Annotated in this window: 18 protein-coding genes and 1 pseudogene; 8 read left to right on the plus strand and 11 right to left on the minus strand. The window is 72.6% G+C overall.

The genetic code is table 11. The features are described from left to right. Positions 1–14 precede the first annotated feature (14 nt). Together TOK_RS12750 and TOK_RS12755 are read right to left on the minus strand one after the other, a co-directional pair. Positions 15–1196 carry an ABC transporter substrate-binding protein gene (locus TOK_RS12750; RefSeq protein ID WP_098958064.1) on the minus strand — a complete coding sequence of 394 codons (1182 nt, stop codon included), beginning with the start codon at positions 1194–1196 and terminating at the stop codon, positions 15–17. Between the two features lie 210 nt (positions 1197–1406). Further along, entirely contained in the window at positions 1407–2627 is a 1221-nt protein-coding gene (locus TOK_RS12755; RefSeq protein WP_098958065.1) for a beta-ketoacyl synthase, read from the minus strand. Positions 2628–2812: 185 nt separating this feature from the next. Here TOK_RS12755 and TOK_RS12760 point away from each other — a divergent pair, with 185 nt between their 5' ends. Next, the gene (locus tag TOK_RS12760) at positions 2813–3481 is read left to right on the plus strand and encodes a TetR/AcrR family transcriptional regulator (protein ID WP_098958094.1); all 669 of its coding nucleotides are present in this window, start codon (positions 2813–2815) and stop codon (positions 3479–3481) included. Between the two features lie 35 nt (positions 3482–3516). Here the strand turns inward: TOK_RS12760 and TOK_RS12765 are convergent, their stop codons facing one another. The 4 genes from TOK_RS12765 to TOK_RS12780 are packed head-to-tail and all read right to left on the minus strand — an operon-like array spanning position 3517 to position 6050. Continuing rightward, positions 3517–4587: a phosphotransferase family protein gene (locus TOK_RS12765; protein ID WP_098958066.1), complete on the minus strand. Its 1071-nt coding sequence runs from the start codon at positions 4585–4587 to the stop codon at positions 3517–3519. Between the two features lie 4 nt (positions 4588–4591). After that, positions 4592–5017: a MaoC/PaaZ C-terminal domain-containing protein gene (locus tag TOK_RS12770; RefSeq protein WP_098958067.1), complete on the minus strand. Its 426-nt coding sequence runs from the start codon at positions 5015–5017 to the stop codon at positions 4592–4594. Continuing rightward, entirely contained in the window at positions 5014–5811 is a 798-nt protein-coding gene (locus tag TOK_RS12775) for an enoyl-CoA hydratase/isomerase family protein (RefSeq protein ID WP_098958068.1), read from the minus strand. The genes TOK_RS12770 and TOK_RS12775 overlap by 4 nt, the downstream gene beginning before the upstream one ends. Then, complete coding sequence (locus tag TOK_RS12780; RefSeq protein ID WP_098958069.1) at positions 5808–6050, minus strand: biotin/lipoyl-binding carrier protein; 243 nt, start codon at positions 6048–6050, stop codon at positions 5808–5810. The genes TOK_RS12775 and TOK_RS12780 overlap by 4 nt, the downstream gene beginning before the upstream one ends. 58 nt (positions 6051–6108) lie before the next feature. Between TOK_RS12780 and TOK_RS12785 the strand changes: the two genes are divergently transcribed. Both TOK_RS12785 and TOK_RS12790 read left to right on the plus strand, forming a co-directional pair. Continuing rightward, the gene (locus tag TOK_RS12785) at positions 6109–6471 is read left to right on the plus strand and encodes a nuclear transport factor 2 family protein (RefSeq protein WP_098958070.1); all 363 of its coding nucleotides are present in this window, start codon (positions 6109–6111) and stop codon (positions 6469–6471) included. A 21-nt stretch (positions 6472–6492) separates the two neighbouring features. Further along, positions 6493–7416, plus strand: a complete 924-nt coding sequence (locus tag TOK_RS12790; protein WP_098958071.1) for an SDR family oxidoreductase — start codon at positions 6493–6495, stop codon at positions 7414–7416. Positions 7417–7569: 153 nt separating this feature from the next. On the opposite strand, the gene TOK_RS12795 is transcribed toward TOK_RS12790, so the two are convergent. Next, on the minus strand, positions 7570–9207 hold the full coding sequence (locus TOK_RS12795) for an AMP-binding protein (RefSeq protein WP_098958072.1): 1638 nt from the start codon (positions 9205–9207) through the stop codon (positions 7570–7572). Between the two features lie 124 nt (positions 9208–9331). On the opposite strand from TOK_RS12795, the gene TOK_RS12800 reads away from it, so the two are divergent. Then, the gene (locus tag TOK_RS12800) at positions 9332–10078 is read left to right on the plus strand and encodes an ArsR family transcriptional regulator (protein ID WP_098958073.1); all 747 of its coding nucleotides are present in this window, start codon (positions 9332–9334) and stop codon (positions 10076–10078) included. 594 nt (positions 10079–10672) lie between these two features. Here TOK_RS12800 and TOK_RS12805 read toward each other — a convergent pair. Further along, positions 10673–11746 carry a TetR family transcriptional regulator gene (locus tag TOK_RS12805; RefSeq protein ID WP_098958074.1) on the minus strand — a complete coding sequence of 358 codons (1074 nt, stop codon included), beginning with the start codon at positions 11744–11746 and terminating at the stop codon, positions 10673–10675. A 96-nt stretch (positions 11747–11842) separates the two neighbouring features. On the opposite strand from TOK_RS12805, the gene TOK_RS12810 reads away from it, so the two are divergent. After that, entirely contained in the window at positions 11843–13003 is a 1161-nt protein-coding gene (locus tag TOK_RS12810) for a cytochrome P450 (RefSeq protein ID WP_098958075.1), read from the plus strand. Here TOK_RS12810 and TOK_RS12815 read toward each other — a convergent pair. Then, positions 12975–13376 carry a hypothetical protein gene (locus tag TOK_RS12815; RefSeq protein ID WP_141566371.1) on the minus strand — a complete coding sequence of 134 codons (402 nt, stop codon included), beginning with the start codon at positions 13374–13376 and terminating at the stop codon, positions 12975–12977. The two genes, TOK_RS12810 and TOK_RS12815, sit on opposite strands and share 29 nt — an antisense overlap. Positions 13377–13579: 203 nt before the next feature. Between TOK_RS12815 and TOK_RS12820 the strand changes: the two genes are divergently transcribed. The 3 genes and pseudogenes from TOK_RS12820 to TOK_RS35335 all read left to right on the plus strand — a co-directional run bounded on the left by TOK_RS12820 (position 13580) and on the right by TOK_RS35335 (position 15781). Beyond that, positions 13580–14572: a zinc-binding dehydrogenase gene (locus TOK_RS12820; RefSeq protein WP_098958077.1), complete on the plus strand. Its 993-nt coding sequence runs from the start codon at positions 13580–13582 to the stop codon at positions 14570–14572. A gap of 194 nt (positions 14573–14766) precedes the next feature. Then, positions 14767–15372 (plus strand): annotated as a pseudogene (locus TOK_RS35330) (LacI family transcriptional regulator); the annotation flags it as partial. Between the two features lie 73 nt (positions 15373–15445). Continuing rightward, positions 15446–15781, plus strand: a complete 336-nt coding sequence (locus tag TOK_RS35335; RefSeq protein WP_374754893.1) for a hypothetical protein — start codon at positions 15446–15448, stop codon at positions 15779–15781. On the opposite strand, the gene TOK_RS12835 is transcribed toward TOK_RS35335, so the two are convergent. Together TOK_RS12835 and TOK_RS12840 are read right to left on the minus strand one after the other, a co-directional pair. Continuing rightward, positions 15720–16430 (minus strand): 2OG-Fe(II) oxygenase, encoded by a 711-nt coding sequence (locus tag TOK_RS12835; protein ID WP_098958079.1) that lies wholly within the window; start codon positions 16428–16430, stop codon positions 15720–15722. The genes TOK_RS35335 and TOK_RS12835 overlap by 62 nt on opposite strands. Then, complete coding sequence (locus tag TOK_RS12840; RefSeq protein WP_098958080.1) at positions 16427–16948, minus strand: methylated-DNA--[protein]-cysteine S-methyltransferase; 522 nt, start codon at positions 16946–16948, stop codon at positions 16427–16429. The genes TOK_RS12835 and TOK_RS12840 overlap by 4 nt, the downstream gene beginning before the upstream one ends. Positions 16949–17206 lie beyond the last annotated feature (258 nt).

Below are 17206 nucleotides of genomic sequence, written 5' to 3' on the forward strand. Positions count from 1 at the left end.
GGCTGGTGCTTCGGTCAGCTGATGCCGAACGTGACGACCTTGCCGCCGGTCGGCGAGAGGATCCCGGCGCCCATGGGGCTGGTGTTGGCACCCGACGGGTCGAAGGACACCTGGACGACACCGTCGTAGGAGGCTCCGCGCAGAGCGGCCGCGACCTTGTCGACGTCGTCGGTGGTGCCGGCCTTCTCCATCGCCTGGGCGAGCATCGTGATGTAGTCGTAGTGCGTGAACGGGAACCACGTCACCTTGGCCGGGTCCAACTTGTACTCGGCGGCGTAGCGGGCGATGAAGTCCTTCACCTTGTCCGTACCCGGGAACGCCGGGTCGGCGCCCAGGACGAGCCACGCATAGTTGTCGATCTTGTCCGCGCGCTGCTGGCCCGGCAGGGCCGAGATGCCGCGGGTGATGAAGTTCTTGGTCAGGCCCGCGTCGAGCGCGGCGTCCATGATCGCGGCGGCGCGGCCGTCGCCGTTGTAGCCGATGAAGATGCCGTCGACGCTGCCGCGGGGGATCTGGTTGACGACGGCGGCGAAGTCGGTCGACGCCGGGTCGAAGAAGATCTTCTGCGTGACCTCGACGCCGTTCTGCGCGAACGCCGGCACGTAGGAGTCGGCGAGCGCGCGTCCGGTGTCGTCGTTGTTCATCAGCATCGCGATGCGCTTGATACCGGGCAGCGCCTTGGTGACGGCGGGGATGTAGCCGTTGTTGACCATCTTGTCGTCCGATGCCGAGAGCTTGAAGAACGGCTTGTCGGGCTTGACGTAGTTCTGCATCGAGGTGGTGACCGACAGGGCCATCACGTTCCCGGTGCGCTCGGCCGCAGTGACCATCGGCGGGATCGCGGGCGACATGTCGCCGCCGATCAGGTAGTGCGCGCCGAAACCGGTGATGAGGTCCTGGGCGTTGCGGGCCATGTTGTCGGGGTTGCTGGCCATGTCGGCCGACTTCAGCTCGAACGTGCACTGCTTGCCCGCCACCGTGAAGCCCTTGGCGTTGATGTCCTTGACGGCCATGTCGATCGAGTTCTGACCGTCGATCCCGAATGCCGCGGCGGCACCGGTGGTGGAGAAGACCGAACCGATCTTCACGCGGCAGTCGCCACCGGCTGCGGAGCCACTGCTGCCACCGCCACAGGCGGTGAGGACCAGTGCTCCGGCCAGGGTGGCGCCGACCGCGGCGAGGCGGGTGGAACGCATTGCAGACTCCTTCGTCCGAGGGGGCCCCGCATGCGATTCCGGTCGGCGGGCTGTCACGACTCGGGCGTCCATGCGGTCGCGCTGGAGGGATTCGAGCAGATGTTGAAGTCGACGTCAAGTCCGAGTTGTGGACCGGGTCACACCGATCGCGTCCACACCGGACCGCCCCGACCTGCGACGACGTCGCCCGGGGTAGCAGCACTGCTCCGTTCAGTCGCGGCTGATGACCAGCGAGCTGTTCTGACCGCCGAACCCGAAGGCGTTGACCTGCACGACGTCGATGTCGGCCTTCGCCGGCTCCCCGACGACGATCCGGAACCTCGCGCCGTCCTCGACCTCCGACGTGCCGCCCACCGGTGGCAGCGCCCCGATCTGCATCGCCTGCAGCCCGGCGATCACCCCCATCGCCGCTGACGCGGCCCCGGTGTGCCCGACACTGCCCTTGATCGACGTCACCAGCAGCGAGTCGCCGCGGTCGCCGAAGACGTCGTTGACCGCCTTGATCTCCACCGTGTCGCCCTTGGGCGTGCTCGTGGCGTGGGCGACGATCGCGTCGACGTCCGACGCCGCGATACCGGCGTCGGCGTGCGCACGGCGGATGGCCTCGGCCTCCCATTGCGCGCTCGGGTCGGGAGAAGAGGGGTGGTACCCGTCGGAGAGCGACGCGTAGCCGCGGACCACCCCGAGGATCCGGGCCCCCCGGGCGACCGCGCGTTCGTAGCGTTCCAGCACGAGGACGGCGGCGCCCTCGCCCTCGACTATCCCGGTCCGGCGGACGTCGAAGGGCAGCATGGCCATCGCCGGGTCGGCGGTGCCCTGCGACATCCCGTAGGAGGTCTGGGCCCAGTAGAGGATCTCGGTCAGGCCGTGCTCGGTGCCGCCCGCGATCATCACGTCGGCCCGGCCGGCCTCGATCATCTGCGCCGCCGTGCCGATCGCATCGTTCGCCGACGCGCAGGCCGACGACACCGTCAGCAGCGGGCCGTGAAGCTTCCACCGCAGCGCGAGCTGGCCCGCGGCCATGTTCGGCCAGGCCTTGATGTTGAGCTTGCGGTGGATGGCCTGCGGTCCTTCGAGGTCCAGCGCACGCTGGGCCTCGGCGAGCGACTGCACGCCCGACATCGTGGTCCCGACGACGACGCCGGTGCGCTCGGGATCGAGCTCCTCGCCGTGGTCGGCGACGGCCTGCGCCGCCGCCGCGATGGCGTACTGCGCGAAGACGTCCGTGCCGTCGACGACGCGCGCGTCCATCCAGGCGAGCGGGTCGAAGCCCTCGATCGTCGACACCCAGGCGTGACGGCCTGCGGCAGGGTCGGCCCAGGGGGCCTCGACGATCCGGATCCGGCCGTCCTGCAGGGCTGAGGTGAACTCACCCGCGCTCTGCCCCAACGGCGAGACGATCCCGATCCCGGTGATGGCGACGCGCTCCATGCAGACCCTCCGCCGACGCGACTTCGCAGTTTCCGACAATCCGACCTTGCATGAACTCGACGTCGAAGTCAATATTTGTGGAGGTCGCGCATCGGTCCCCGGCGGCGCCGGGGATACGATCACCCGGCCCCGTGCGGGCCCACACGCTCCGCAACGGCCGCAACGCGTGGGAGAGGTGCGACCCGATGACCGAGACCGCGGAGGGCGCGGCGACGGACGCCGCCGCAATCCCGTCCCGCAGAGCCGTGCCCGCCACCGCCCGCGGCCGACGCAGCCGCCAGGCGCTGCTCGACGCGGCCCGCGTCGTGTTCGCCCGCGACGGCTTCACCGCCGCGCGCATCACCGACATCTCCGACGAGGCCGGCGTCGCGCACGGCTCCTTCTACACGTACTTCAAGTCGAAGGACGAGATCTTCCTGGCGCTCATCGAGGAACTCGAGGAGGACCTGCGGGTCAGCGGCGACGGCGAGCGCGCCGCGGCTCGTGCGGGTGGCGGCGATGCCTATTCCCGCATCCTGCGCGCCAACACCGACTACCTGACCGCCTACCACCACAACCGCGGGATCATGGTCGTCTGGGAGCAGGCCGCCACGCTCAACCCCGAGGTCGCGGAGCTGCGCAGCCAGGCCAGCGAGCGGGCCGTCTCGCGGATCATCCGCGCGATCGAGCACATGCAGGCCGACGGCGAGGTCCAGACCGCGATCGACGCCCGCTACGCCGCCACCGCGCTCACCGGCATGGTCAGCAACTTCGCCTACCGCTGGTGCCTGCGCGACGAGGACTTCGAGCTCGACAAGGCTGCCGAGCAGTTGAGCCTGTTGTGGGCCAACGCGTTGGGCATCCCCGCACCCTGACCCCACTCACGAGGCCCGACCTGCGGCTTCCTGGTTCACGCGTGTGCCAGGATCGCCGTCGCCCGCCGCACCAGCTGCGGGATCAGCTCGCCGCGGGTGGCCATCCGTCGGTCCGTGCTCTCCCCGCGCAGCCAGCGGCTGTGCAGCTGCTGCAGCACGACGATCGTCTTCCACGCCGCGAACGCCTCGTACCAGGCGCTGTCGCCGACGTGATGGCCCGAACGGTGTGCGTAACGCTCCACGACCTCAGCACGGCTCGGCAACCCGATCGTCTCCAGCCCGGGTGGGGTGATCGCGCGGGCGTCGGGGGCGTCGCCGGGGTCGGGCCAGTAGTTGAGCAGGATGCCCAGGTCGACCATCGGGTCGCCGAGCGTGGCCATGTCCCAGTCGAACACCGACACGACGACGTCCGGGTCGTCCGGCGCGAACTGGCAGTTGTCGACCTTGTAGTCGTTGTGCAGCACCGCCGCGCGCGGCGACACCGGCATCGTCGACGCCAGGTGCTCACCGATGCCGTCGATGCGCCCGGCGAGTGCGCCGGCGTCGCCGCCCACGCGCTCCCAGCGCCGCCGCCAGCCGCGGACCTGGCGTTCCAGGAAACCGTCCGGCTTCCCCAGGCCATCCAGGCCGCACGCCACCGGATCGACCCGGTGCAGGTCGGCGAGGGCGTCGACGACCGCGAACCCGATTCGGTGCGCCGCGTCGGGCGAGTCCGCCATCGTCGACGGCACCGCACCCCACACGACGACACCCGGCCGGTACTCGACGACGAGGAAGTCCGACCCGACGACCTCGTGGTCGTCGCAGAACGCCAGCGCACGCGGCGCACGCGGGTACTGCTGCCACAGCGATGCGAGCGTCGTGTACTCGCGGCGCATGTCGTGCGCGCCGGGTGCGATCTCGCCGAACGGCGGCCTGCGCACGACGAGCCTGCGGTCGCCGAAGGACACCCGGTAGGTCAGGTTGGCCGAGCCGTTGGGGAACTGCTCGACCACGAACGGCCCGTCCAGCCCCTCGACGTGTTCGCGCAGGTAGCGCTCGAGCGCGACCCAGTCGAGCTCCTCGCCCGGCCGGACGGCGGCGACCTCGTCGGGATCCTCGTTCACCCGGTCATCCCCCCTCGAAATGGAAGCGCGCCAGCAGCCGTGCGGTGCAGGCGAGCGCGGCGCTGTCGGCCCGCTCGACGGCGACGGCCAGCGCGACCTGGACCGCACCGCCGCGGCCGGGCGCGGCATCCTCGATCCGCCCCCGCAGCCGCACTCGCGTCCCGACGGGGACCGGCTCCCCGAAGCGGACGTCGTCGAGGCCGTAGTTGACGCCCATCGATGCGCCCGGGACGGCGAACACCTCGGCCAGCGACGCAGCCGCGAAGGAGAGCACGAGCGTGCTCGGCAGTCCCCCGGCCCAGTCCACGTCACCTGTCGCGCGGGCGAACTCCGCGGACCGGGCGGCATCGACCTCGACCCAGCCGGTCGCGCCCAGGTCCCGACCCGACGCGGCGACGAGCTCGGCGGCGGTCGCGAAGGAGGCGGTCACCGGCCCTCGAACCGCGGCGGTCGCTTCTCGACGAACGCCGCCACCCCTTCGGCGACGTCGGCGCTGTCGTTGACGACGTCGACGGCGAACTCGGCGTCGCCCAGTGCCTGGTCGAACGACGTGCCTGCCGCACGGAGCATCAGCTTCTTCGCGACCCTCACCGCCAGCGGCGCCTTCGCGGCGAGCGTGGCGGCCAGCGACGCGGTGTGCTCGCGGAGCTTGTCGTCGGGCACGACCTCACCGACGAGCCCCAGCTCACGGGCCCGTTCGGCGTCGTAGACCTCGCCGAGCAGCGTCATCCGCAGTGCGGCCTCCATGCCCATCGCGCGCGGGAAGAGCCAGGCGCCGCCCTCGTCCGGCAGCAGGCCGACGCGACCGCTGGTGTCGCCGAGCCGCGCGCTCGCGCCGGCCACCCGCAGGTCGCACAGCAGCGCGAGGGTGAGCCCACCCGCGACGGCGACGCCGTTGACCATCGCGATCGTCGGCTTGTCGAGGCCGTGCAGCAGCCGGCCGACGCGGTGCATGCCCTCGCGCATCACCATGGCGTGGCCGAGCTGGCGGCGGTGCGCCTCGTCGACCTCGTCGGTGTTGCGGACGTCGCCACCGGCACAGAACGCCCGTCCCTCTCCGGTGAGCACGAGGACACGGGTGTGATCGTCGGCCTGGTAGCGGGTGAGGACGTCGACGATCTCGTCGCACATGACCGTCGTGTACGCGTTGAGTGCCGCGGGCCGGTTCAGCGTGAGCCACCCGACGTGGTCGGTCGTCTCGTAGCGAATCGTGCGGTAGCTCATGAAAGCCGCTCCTCGCCCGCGTCGACGATCGCGATCAGGTCGCCGCTCTGGACGACGTCCCCCACCGCGACGGCGACCGACACGACGGTCCCCCCGGTCTCACTCACCACGGGAATCTCCATCTTCATCGACTCGAGGAGCACGATGGCCTGACCGCCCGCAACGCGCACGCCGGCGCCCGCATTGATCTCGAGGACCGACGCGACGAGCTCGGCCCGGATCTCCTCACGGGGCTCCACGGGGGGGCACGCTACGCAGTAATTGATTTCGACGTCAAGTTCGGTTACCGTCCGATTCGTGACCACGACGTCTGCGAGCGCCGCCGACCTCTTCTTCACGGCCGCCACTGCGGGCGACTGGGACGGCATGCGCGCCGCCGTCGCCGACGGCGCCGTGTTCTGGCAGAACGTCGACGGCACCGAACGCACCGTCGACCAGGTCATCCGCTACACCGGCAGACTGCTGCTCACCGGTGGGTTCACCTACCGCGACGTGCGGCGGCTCGTCGCCCCCGACGGCTTCTGCGAGCAGCACACCGTTCGGTTCCACGACGACACCGGCACGACCACCGCCGAGTACGCGGTCTGCGTCGTCGCCCGGGTCGACGAGGCCGGCCTGATCACCCGGCTCGACGAGTACCTCGACGGCTCGCCGGGCTGACAACTTTTCTCGGAGGCACCTGTGGGAGATCTCTGTTCGGGCCGTACCGTCCTGGTCACGGGTGCGGGACGCGGCATCGGGCGGGCGCACGCGCTCGAGTTCGCCCGCCAGGGCGCTCAGGTCGTCGTCAACGATGCCGGGGTCGAGGTGGACGGCACCGGCGGCACGCCCGAGGTCGCCGACGCGGTCGTCGCCGAGGTCCGCGAGGCCGGCGGCGCGGCCGTCGCGTCGTACTCCGACGTCGCGTCCTCCGAGGGCGCCGACGCCGCCGTCGCACTCGCGCTGGACGCGTTCGGCAGCCTCGACGTCCTGGTCAACAACGCCGGAATCCTGCGGGACCGGATGCTCGTGAACACCGTCGACGAGGAGTGGGACGAGGTCCTGCGCGTGCACCTGCGCAGCGTCTTCGCCTGCACCCGGGCGGCGTCGCGGCTGTGGCGGGAGCGATCGAAGGCCGGTGAACCCGTCGACGCGCGGGTCATCAGCACATCGTCGCCGTCGGGGCTCTACGGCAACGTCGGGCAGAGCGGCTACGGCGCAGCCAAGGCCGGGATCGCCGCGCTGACCGTCATCGCGGCGACCGAGCTGCAGCGCTACGGCGTCACCGTCAACGCGATCGCGCCGGGCGCCCGCACCCGGATGACCGAGAACCTCTCGGTGCTCGACGGCGTCGCCGGCCCGGAATCCGGCTTCGACGAGATGGCCCCGGACAACGTCGCGCCGCTCGTCGTCTGGCTGGGGTCGACCCGGTCGGCGGGTATCACCGGCCGGGTCTTCAACGTCTGGGGTGGCCGGATCAGCGTGGCCGAGGGGTGGAGTGCGGGGCCGTCGGCCGACAAGGGCGCGCGCTGGGACGCCGCCGAGCTGGGCGAGGTCGTCCCCGACCTGGTCGCGCGGGCCGCCCCGAACGCCGACATGTGGGGCGAGCGCCCGAAGACCCCGTGAGTGGCGATGGTCGCCACAACGACCATGGAGACGACATGGCCGCCAGTTGCGACGACGTCATCGTGTGCGCGGGGTCCTCCGGGGCTCGGGCATCGGACCGCGCGCCGCGCTCCCTGCATTGGGCGTCGAGGTCGCCGTGGCGACCATCGCCACTCACAGGGTCCGTGGGAGGTCTCCCGATGCCACCTGGTCGCGCAGGACGAACTTCTGGATCTTCCCCGACGGCGTGCGCGGGAAGGTGTCGACGAAGTACCACAGCTTCGGGGTCTTGAACGGAGCCAACCGGCTGCGGCAGAACGCGAACAGCTCGTCGGGCGTCGGCGGGTCACCCGGGTCGGCCGCCTGCACGACGGCGCCGACCTGCTCGCCCCACTTCGGGTCGGGGATGGCGATGACGGCGACCTCGGCGACCTTGTCGTGCGCGAGGAGCAGCTCCTCGACCTCCAGCGGGTGGATGTTCTCCCCGCCACGGATCACGAGGTCCTTGAGCCGGCCGGAGATCCAGAGATAGCCGCGCTCGTCCATGGTCCCGACGTCGCCGCTGTGCAGCCAGCCGTCGGCGTCGATGGTTCGGTCCGTCGCGTCGGGCATGTTGAAGTAGCCCATCATGTTCTGGTAGCCGCGGGCGCAGATCTCGCCCTCTCCGCCGACCGGGACGGGCTCCCCCGTCTCGACGTCGGCGACCTTGACCTCGACGTGCGGCATCGGCTGCCCGAGCGTCTCGGCCTGGTCGTCGTCGGAGTCGGTGGGGAAGGTCTGGGTGAGCACGCCGTGCATCTCGGCCTGTCCGAACAGGATCGAGAAGTCGCAGTTCCAGGTGTCCTTGGTGCGCCGCACCAGGTCGGCCGGAACCTTGGCCCCGCCGCACATCACGGTCCGCAGCGCGGAGACGTCGCGCGTCGGGCGGTCCGGGTGGTCGAGGAGGCCGAGCAGGATCGTCGGCACGGTGAGGATCATCGCGCCTCGCTCGGTCTCCATCAGCTCCAGGACGAGCGCCGGGTCGAACTGCGGGACGACGACGTGCACCCCGCGCCGGGCCAGCGTCCCGACGCTCGCGAGCACCCCGCCACCGGTGTGGAACAAGGGGATCGGATTGATCCAGGCGTCGCCGTCGCGGAAGCCGGCGCGCTCGGCCGAGAGCCTGGAGGCATTGACGACGCCGAGGTTGTGCAGCAATGCGCCCTTGGCGAACCCCGTCGTGCCGGACGTGTAGATGATCAGGTTGGGATCCTCGGGTGCGACCTCGGGCAGCGGTGTCGACCGGTCGCCGCTCGCGACGAACGCGTCCCAGTCGTCGAAGCAGATGGTCTCGCGCAGGTCGGGCAGGTCGTCGCGGACGCTCTCGACGGTCCCGGTCATCGAGATGCCACGGTGCTCGGCGCCGTGGACGACACCGACGCTGCCCGACTGGCCGAGGGCGTAGCGCAGCTCCTCGGCGCGGTACTGCGGGTTGACCGTGACGACGACGATCCCCGCGAGTGCCGCACCCATCTGCAGCAGCACCCACTCAGCACGATTGGACTCCCACACCGCGAGCCGCTCCCCCGGCCGGAACCGGGCCAGCAGCGCGGCCGCGACCGACTCGGCGGCGTCGAGCATCTCGGCGTAGGTCCAGCGGCGGCGCTGCGCCGGGTCGACCAATCCGTCGACGAGGCCTGTCCGGTCGGGGACCTCGGCGGCGACCCGGCGCAACAGCGCGCCGACCGTCGTGACGTCGAGATCGACGTCCGAGGTGGCGGCCCAGTAGGAGGCCGCGGCAGGTTGTGGGATCGACTTGCCCGAGATCGACATCGGCGTCGTCCTCCACTCGGCTGGGCGCGGATCGACGCTATTGATATATGACCTCGACGTCAAGTTCGAGCTCGGCATCGACATTTCGGCCGCCGGCGAAGTATCCGCGGCCTACCGTCGGGGCATGAGCGACGCCGATCTCTCCGTCATCGGCACGGCACTCGCCGACCGCGGCCGGGCCCGCATGCTGATGGCGCTGGACGACGGCCGTGCCCTGCCCGCGAGCATGCTCGCCTCCGAGGCCGGCGTCAGCGCCTCGACGGCGAGCGCGCACCTCAGGCACCTGTGCGCGGCGGGGCTGTTGGAGGTCGTCCCGTCGGGCCGCTACCGCTACTACCGGCTCGCGGGCGACGAGGTCGCCCGGCTGCTGGAGCAGGTCGCGCGGCTCTCGCCGCCGCAACCGGTCCGGTCGTTGCGCGAGGGCACGAAGGCGCACGCGATGCGGCTGGCCCGCTGCTGCTACGACCACGTCGCGGGCCGGCTCGGCGTCGCGCTGACCGACGCCCTGCGCGACCGGGGCCACCTCGTCGAGGAACCGGGCCTCGACGTGCCGCGCCCGCGCGGCCGCTTCCCCGACGACGTGACCTACCGCCTCACCCCGGACGGCCGGATCTCGCTGACCGGGATCGGCGTCGAGGTCCCCGCGGCCGACGGGGTGCGCTGCTGCGTCGACTGGACCGAGCAGCGCCACCACCTCGCCGGGCCGCTGGGCCGGGCAGTGCTGGACACGCTCGTCGACCGCGGCTGGGTGCGTCGCACCGAACGCTCGCGGGCGTTGCGCCCCACCGGCGAGGGCCGCGCAGCGCTGCAGAGGCACTTCGGCGTGCCGTGGCCGCCGCCGAGCGGGGCGCGGGTACCCGCACACCGGTGACCGCGGGCCCCGGTCCCGCTACCGTTCGCCCCTCCGTCGCGCAGCCGCGGTGGTTCGGAGGAACGGTGACTCCCGGCGCCGCGCTCCTGCGCGAGCGCCGACCTCGTCGTCCCTGCCGGCACCATCGCGGGCCCTGCCTGCACCCGGAGGCATCCGTGCTCCGCCATCGCTCACCCCTGCGCACCGCACACGTCCGTGTCGTCGACGTCCATGTCGCCCGCGGCAGGTCCACGCTCCTGCACGTCCTCGCCGGCACGCTCGCACCGACCGTGGCGAGGTCCACCTCGCCGGTGGCCTCGGCGGCGCCGACAAACCACCTCTCACCGCCCTTCGTCGACGCGGTCACCGCGGCTCTGTGCACCACCGCCGCCGCGGTGTCGTCGCCACCCATGACCGCAGCCTGCTCGCCGAGCCGGCCGACTGGCCCGTTCTGCATCTCCCAGGAGGATGAGCTGGTGACGAGCGCGATGCGGCCGCTGGCCTGTCGTGATCGTGCCGGTGATCGTGCCGGTGATCGTGCCGGTGGTCGCGGCGAACCGGAGGTCGCCGGGGTCGGATTCGCCGAGCGGAGTCAGCGCGCCGCGCCGAGCGGAGTCAGCGCGCCGCGCCGAGCGAGTGGGCCGCGCCCCAGCCGTCGACCCGCGCGACGACGCGGCCGCCGGCGAGCCGGACGCCCGCCTCGGTCGTGTCCGACACCGACGCCACGCCGGCCGCCGCCGCGAGCGTGCCGTCGTCGAGGACGAGCCGCAGACCTGGCGGCAGCAGGGTGGGGAAGGTCGGGCGCAGGGCCGTGGCCAGTTCGGTGACGACGAGCCGCGCGAGCATCCCGGCCTCGTGGGGATCGGCGGTGACGAGGGCCGCGGTGATCTCGGTGCCGGCCGGCGCCGCCCGGACGACGTGCTCGAACGCCTCCAGCCGGTGCAGCCCGAGGACGAGGACCAGCCCGTCGCCGGAGAAGGTGACGTCGGTGCCGCGCAGCGCGTCGACGGCCGGCGGTGGCTGCCAGACCTCGTCGACGGGGCGGGGCGTCGGGGCGTAGGCGACGTAGGGGGGTTCGGCCCAGACGTCGCCGAGGTCGGCGTCGGCGAGGTGCTCGCAGGCACGGACGAGGGTGAAGGGCTCACCGAACCCGGGTGCGGCGGTCGCGAGCCGGGCGGCCCCCTGCAGCAGGGTCAGCGCGGTCTCGGCGACGCGGACCATGCGACGGTCCTCGCGGCGACGCAGGGTCTGTTCGAGCGCGAAGCCGACGACGACCGCGCTCAGGGCCTGGAGCTGCGCGAACGGGGTGCGCAGCGTCGCGTCGGCGGCGATCTCCTGTTCGAGGCCGGCGGCGAGGCGGACGGCGCCGCGGTGCTCGTCGACGGTCAGCGGGAGCCGCCCGAGCCATCCGCGGGCGAGGGCACCGAGTGCCTGCGCCGCGGTGGCCGGGGTCGCGGCGGCGGTGTCCGGCTCGGGGACAGCGGCGGCGTCGGCCGCGAGGACGGCGAGGTAGAGCGCGCGTTTGCTCGGGAAGTTCGAGTAGACCGCGCCGCGGGTGAGGTCGGCGGCCGCGGCGATGGCGTCGATCTTCGCGTCGCGGAATCCCTTGTCCCCGAACTCCGCGCGCGCGGCGTCGAGCACCCGGGCGCGGTTGCGTCGCTGCATCTCGGCACGGGACGGCCGTGTCATCGTCCTCCACTCACTTGCTTCCCGATGTTCGCCGACGATACCGTCGTCATTCAGATGATGTGAGCATCTGAAATGAACATTCGGAAGGTGGGGCGCATGGACGTCGTCGAGATCGACCTGGCCGACCCGGAGTCGTCGCGCGATCCGGTGGCGACGTACGGCGCTGCGCGCGAACGGTCGGCGGTCGCCCGCCTCGTCGCGCCCGGGATGCCATCGATGTGGGCGGTGACCAGGTACGACGAGGCGCGTGCCCTGTTCACCGACGGCCGGTTCGCCCTGAGCGACGCGACGTTCGCCTTGTTGCCCGCGAAGATCGCGCCGGAGTACCGGCCCTACCTGCGGACGATGCAGCAGATGGAGGGGCCCGAGCACGCGCGGCTGCGGCGGGTCGTGTCGCCGGCGTTCACCCCGGCTCGCGCGGCCGCCTTCCGGCCGCGGGCCGAGGCGATCGTCGACGCCGCGCTCGACCGCGTCCCGGCGGGCCGGGCCGATCTCGTGGAGGTCGCGCGGCCGTTGCCGATCGAGATGATCTGCGCGCTCGTCGGGGTTCCCGAGGACGAGCGCGGGCCGTGGCACGAGTTCGGCGCGGTGGTCGCCGTCGGGCACGGCGAGGCGTTCGTGGCCGCGGTCCCGGGGATCATCGACGCCGCGCGTGCTGCCGTCGAGGCCGCCCGCACCCGCGGCGGCGACGACCTCCTGTCCACGCTCGTCCACACCCCCGGCGGGCCGTCGGAGGCCGAGCTGGTCACGCTCGTCTGGCAGCTGCTGCTGGCGGGCCAGGTCCCGGCACTGCTCGTCCCCAACGCGGTGCACGCACTGCTGACCCACCCGGTTCAGCACCCCGATCCCGCGGCCGCCGTCGACGAGCTGATCCGCTGGTGCGGGCCGCAGCTGCTGTCGCTGCCCCGGGTCGCGCAGTGCGACGTCGAGATCGGCGGCGTCACGATCACCAAGGGCGACATGGTGTCCGCATCGATCGTCGGGGCCAACCGCGATCCCCGGGTGTTCGACGACCCGGACACCCTGCGCCTGGACCGGCCCGACGCCGGCGCCCACCTGGGGTTCGCCCACGGCGCGCACTTCTGCCTGGGCGCGAGCCTCGCCCGGATGCAGACGGAGGTGACGCTGCGCGCGATCCTGCGTCGCGACCCGCGACTGCCCGACCCCGACGAGGCCACCCGCCGTCCCGATCCGGGGACGTGGCGGCTGACGTCGCTCCCGGTCGAGCTCAGCCCGACCGGCGCTGGCGCCCGATGAGCTGCAGCAGCCCGGCGGCGTCGGCACACTTGGCCCGCACCTCGATGGTGCCGGTGCTGTCGGTGCGGAACCGCGCCACATCCGCCACGACCAGCAGCTTCTCGCCGTCGAGGGAGATGTCGAGCGCGTCGAACCGCCGGTCGTTCCAGGGGACGTCGACCATCGGGACGCCGCGGCCGGTGAGGACCGAGAACCGCCAGCGGGTCACGACGACGGTCCAGCGCTGCGCCTCCTTCGCCCACGACGAGTAGCGCCCGGGCGCGCGGAAGCGGCGGTATGTGATGGTGCCCCCGACGGTCTCCTGATGGAGGATCCCCTCGCGCTCCCATTCATGGAGATCCGGTCCGCGACCCGACCTCCTCCAGAACGCCACGCCCGCAACGGTACCCAGCCGACCGCAGGCGAGCCGGCCCACCCGCCGGGCCGACACCCGACACCGGACTCCGGATCGGACGGCGTCGATCCTGGTCGGAGGCAGCCCGAGGTCGAACACGGCGGAGGAGCTCACCCGGACCCGGATCGGTGCGTCCGGGTCGAAACCCGCCACGAGCGAGGCGCAGCCGGTACGAAGGAGACATGACCACTCCCCCGGCGACGCGGCGCGCCGTCCGCTTCTCCCGCTTCGGCCCGCCGGACGTACTGGAACTGGTCACCGAGCCGCTGCCCGAGCCGGGGCCGGCCGACGTCGTGGTGGCCGTCGCCGCGGCAGGGGTCAACTTCGCCGACACGATGACCCGGCGCGGGGAGTACCGGCGCGACCAGGTGCTCCCCGACGTCCCGGGGGTCGAGGTCGTCGGGACCGTCGTCCGGGCGGGTCCGGGGTCGGGACACGTCGTCGGGACGCCGGTGGCGGCGTTCCTGCCCGACGGCGGCGGCTACACCGACCATGCGGTCGTCGACGGCCGCCGGGCCTACCCGGTGCCGCCGGACGTCGACCCCGTGACGGTCGTCGGCGCGTTCCTGCAGGGCATCACGGCCTGGTACGCGGTCGACCGGTTCGGGCGCACCCGCGCGGGCGAGACGGTGCTCGTCACCGGGGCGACAGGTGGGGTGGGCGGGATGGCGGTGCAGCTGGCCGCGGACCTCGGCGCCCGGGTGGTCGGGACGGCGTCGACACCGGAGAAGCGCGACCAGGCGATCGCCCTCGGGTGCAGCGACGCCGTCGATCCGGCGGACCCGGACCTGCGTGGGGTGCTCCGCGGGCTGGCGGGCCGGCGCGGCGTCGACGTCGTCGCCGACATGGTCGGCGGGCCCGTGTTCGCCGCGGCACTGGACGCGTTGGGGCACAACGGAAGGTTCGTGGTCGTCGGATCGTCGACGCAGCAGCCCGCGACATTCGACGCCCGCCGGCTGATCCCGCGCGGGCAGACGGTGACCGGTTTCGTGCTGCGCCGCGTCTTCGAGGCCGATCCCGCCGAGCCGGGGCGGGCTGTCGCCCACGTGCTGGACCGGGTCGCCGCGGGCGCGGTGACGCTGCGGACGCAGACGTTCCCGCTGGCCGACGCCGCCCACGTGCACACGCTGCTGGAGGAACGGCGGACCGTCGGCAAGATCTGCCTGGTTCCGTAGGGCTCCGAGCCGGGTGGACCGCGCCGACGGCGCGAGCTGGGCCGAGTACGCGCTGTGGCTGGACACGATGTGCCGGGCGCACCCGGCGGGCTGCTGCGCAGCAAGGGGATCGTCCCGCCGCGATCGCGCCGACGGCGCTGCCGGCCTCGGACCCCGGCGGGAACGTCCACGTCGGCCGGACCCTGCACCCCTCGGTGGCCCTGGGGATCATCGTTCCGCGGATCACCGACTCACCTGCTGGCGCGCATCTACGAGAGCGCCGACGGCGCGGCCCACGCCCGCGGCCAACCACGCTCGTCGCCAACTCGAACGACGACCCCACGCTGCGGATGGAGCGGCTGGAGACGATGCCGGCGCGCCGCGTCGAGGGCTTCCTCATCGGCGACGCCCGCCTGGACGGGGACGACCTCGTGCAGGCGCTCGAACGTCGAGAGATCTCGTACGTGTCCGTCAACCGGCGGCTGCGCGGGCATCCGTCGGTGACGACCGACGACGTCCGCGGCGGTCGGCTCGCCGGTGAGCACCTGTTCGGGCTCGGTCACCGCGCGGTCGGGGTCATCGCGGGCCCCGAGTACGCGAGCACGTGTGTGGAGCGCACGCACGGGTTCGTCGAGCGCTTCATGTCGGCCGGGATCCACGTGCCCGACAGCTGCGTCCAGCAGGGAGCACCCGCCGCCGAAGGCGGGCACGCGGCCGCCGACGGGCTGCTGACCCGCCACCCCGAGATCACCGCGATCACCGCGATCACCGCGATCGACGACTTCGCCGCGATCGGGGCCGTCGGCGCCGCGCGGGAGCACGGCCGGATCGTGGGCCGACATCGCGATCATCGGCTACAACGACATCCCGCTGATGAGCTGGCTGCCGGTCCCGATGAGCTCGATCAGCTCGCCGATGGACGAGATGGGCCGCCGCGGCTCGGAGGCCCTGCACGACATCCTGACCGGCATCGACCGCGAGCCGGTGCTGCTGGAACCGACGCTCCGCGCGCGGGCCGACGTAGTGGCCACGGGCCAGGGCGCGACGCGCCGACGGGCAGTCGAGCCGCCCGTAGATGCGCCGGCGCCGGTCGCCGCCCAGGGTCCCGGGCCGGTCGCTCACGAAGGGGCGGCCGTCGGCGCCGAGCAGGGTCCAATGGGCCGTCACGTCAGGCCGCGTCGTGGAAGACGAGCCCGAGGGTGTGCCGGCTGCCCGACCGCACGGTGCTGACGCCGTGCTTCATCGGGCCGTTCGACCAGCCCCGGCTCGACGCGACGGGCCGGTCCCGCGTCGTGAAGACGAGCCCGTGCCCCTGCGGCAGCGTCGTCGACGATCCGCGCGACTGCGCCCGTGGCCGCTGCTCCACCAGAAGGAACTCACCGCCGGTGAAGTCGACGCCGGGCTCGTCGAGCATCACGACGACCTGCAGCGGGAACAGCATGTCGCCGAAGACGTCGCGGTGCAGGGCGTTCCAGTCGCCGGGGCCGTAGCGCAGCAGGATCTGCGCCGACCGGGCCTGGCCCGCCGCGTGGCACCGGGCCACCCACTCGTCGAGGTCGTCGGGCCACGGCGCGGGCCTGCCGAGCCGCTCGGCCCAGTCGCGTGCGATCGGCAGCAGCCGCGGGTAGAACGCCGCGCGCAGCTCCCGGACGACGTCGGGAAGATCGTGGGTGAAGTACCGGTACTCCCCCGACCCGAACCGGTGCCGCGCCATGTCCACGGTGGCGCGGAACCGGTCCGCGTCGTCGTAGAGCGCGGTGATCGCCCGGCAGGCCGCGGGCGTCAGCAGCGGCCCGGTCAGCGCGTGGCCGTGCTCGTCGAGCTCGCCCGCCAGCGCCGCCCAGTCCTGCGCCGCGACCCGCTCGGGTGCGGCGGTCACAGCAGCGTCGGCTGCAGCACGCCCTCGAGCGAGAGCAGCGCGACCTTGCGTTCGACGCCCCCGGCGTACCCGCGCATCGACCCGTCGGCACCGATGACGCGGTGGCACGGACGCACGACCAGCAGCGGGTTCGCGCCGATCGCCACCCCGACGGCCTGGACGCGCTCGCGCGGCAGGTCGAGGGCGGTGGCGACGGCGCCGTAGGTCGTCGACGTGCCGTAGGCGATCGTGTCGAGCTCCTGCCAGACGCGCCGCTGGAACTCGGTCCCGGCCGGGGTGAACGGGATGTCGAACCTGGTGAGGCGGCCGGCGAAGTAGGCGTCGAGCTGCGCGACGACGTCGGCGAACGCCGCGGGCGCGCGCTCCTGGTCGAGGTGGACGGTGGGTGCGGACCGCTGCCCCGGCATCGACAGCGAGGTGAGCGTGAACCCGGCCGTGCCGATCTCGCCGACCAGCAGCAGCTCGCCCAGCGGGCTGCCGGTGGTCGTGAAGACGATCCCGGTGGGGGTGGTCGTCATGGTGCCCTCTCTCGGTCGGAGTGATCTCCTCCGACGCCCACGGTGCTCCCCGGTGAGGACGTTCGCTGGCGGGATTCGGACACGACGCGGAACCCGCCCCCGGCCGGCGTCGATCCTCGCCCGCGAGCTCACCCGCAGCGTCACTACGGGCAAGGGCCTGATCCCGCTGTGTGCAGACCATTCACTGCTGCACTGCACTGGCACCTACGTCGTCGACGCAATCCATTTCCGCGATTACCGTGCGCCCCGACGACAATG

This window comes from Pseudonocardia sp. N23 (genome assembly GCF_002583555.1).
Taxonomy (GTDB): domain Bacteria; phylum Actinomycetota; class Actinomycetes; order Mycobacteriales; family Pseudonocardiaceae; genus Pseudonocardia.

What these genes read in the sequence shown, in the direction of transcription:
- TOK_RS12750 (WP_098958064.1), bottom strand. Translation starts at nt 1,196, where the DNA reads ATGCGTTCCACCCGCCTCGCCGCGGTCGGCGCCACCCTGGCCGGAGCA.
- TOK_RS12755 (WP_098958065.1), bottom strand. Translation starts at nt 2,627, where the DNA reads ATGGAGCGCGTCGCCATCACCGGGATCGGGATCGTCTCGCCGTTGGGG.
- TOK_RS12760 (WP_098958094.1), top strand. Translation starts at nt 2,813, where the DNA reads ATGACCGAGACCGCGGAGGGCGCGGCGACGGACGCCGCCGCAATCCCG.
- TOK_RS12775 (WP_098958068.1), bottom strand. Translation starts at nt 5,811, where the DNA reads ATGAGCTACCGCACGATTCGCTACGAGACGACCGACCACGTCGGGTGG.
- TOK_RS12795 (WP_098958072.1), bottom strand. Translation starts at nt 9,207, where the DNA reads ATGTCGATCTCGGGCAAGTCGATCCCACAACCTGCCGCGGCCTCCTAC.
- TOK_RS12800 (WP_098958073.1), top strand. Translation starts at nt 9,332, where the DNA reads ATGAGCGACGCCGATCTCTCCGTCATCGGCACGGCACTCGCCGACCGC.
- TOK_RS12805 (WP_098958074.1), bottom strand. Translation starts at nt 11,746, where the DNA reads ATGACACGGCCGTCCCGTGCCGAGATGCAGCGACGCAACCGCGCCCGG.
- TOK_RS12810 (WP_098958075.1), top strand. Translation starts at nt 11,843, where the DNA reads ATGGACGTCGTCGAGATCGACCTGGCCGACCCGGAGTCGTCGCGCGAT.
- TOK_RS12820 (WP_098958077.1), top strand. Translation starts at nt 13,580, where the DNA reads ATGACCACTCCCCCGGCGACGCGGCGCGCCGTCCGCTTCTCCCGCTTC.
- TOK_RS35335 (WP_374754893.1), top strand. Translation starts at nt 15,446, where the DNA reads ATGAGCTCGATCAGCTCGCCGATGGACGAGATGGGCCGCCGCGGCTCG.
- TOK_RS12840 (WP_098958080.1), bottom strand. Translation starts at nt 16,948, where the DNA reads ATGACGACCACCCCCACCGGGATCGTCTTCACGACCACCGGCAGCCCG.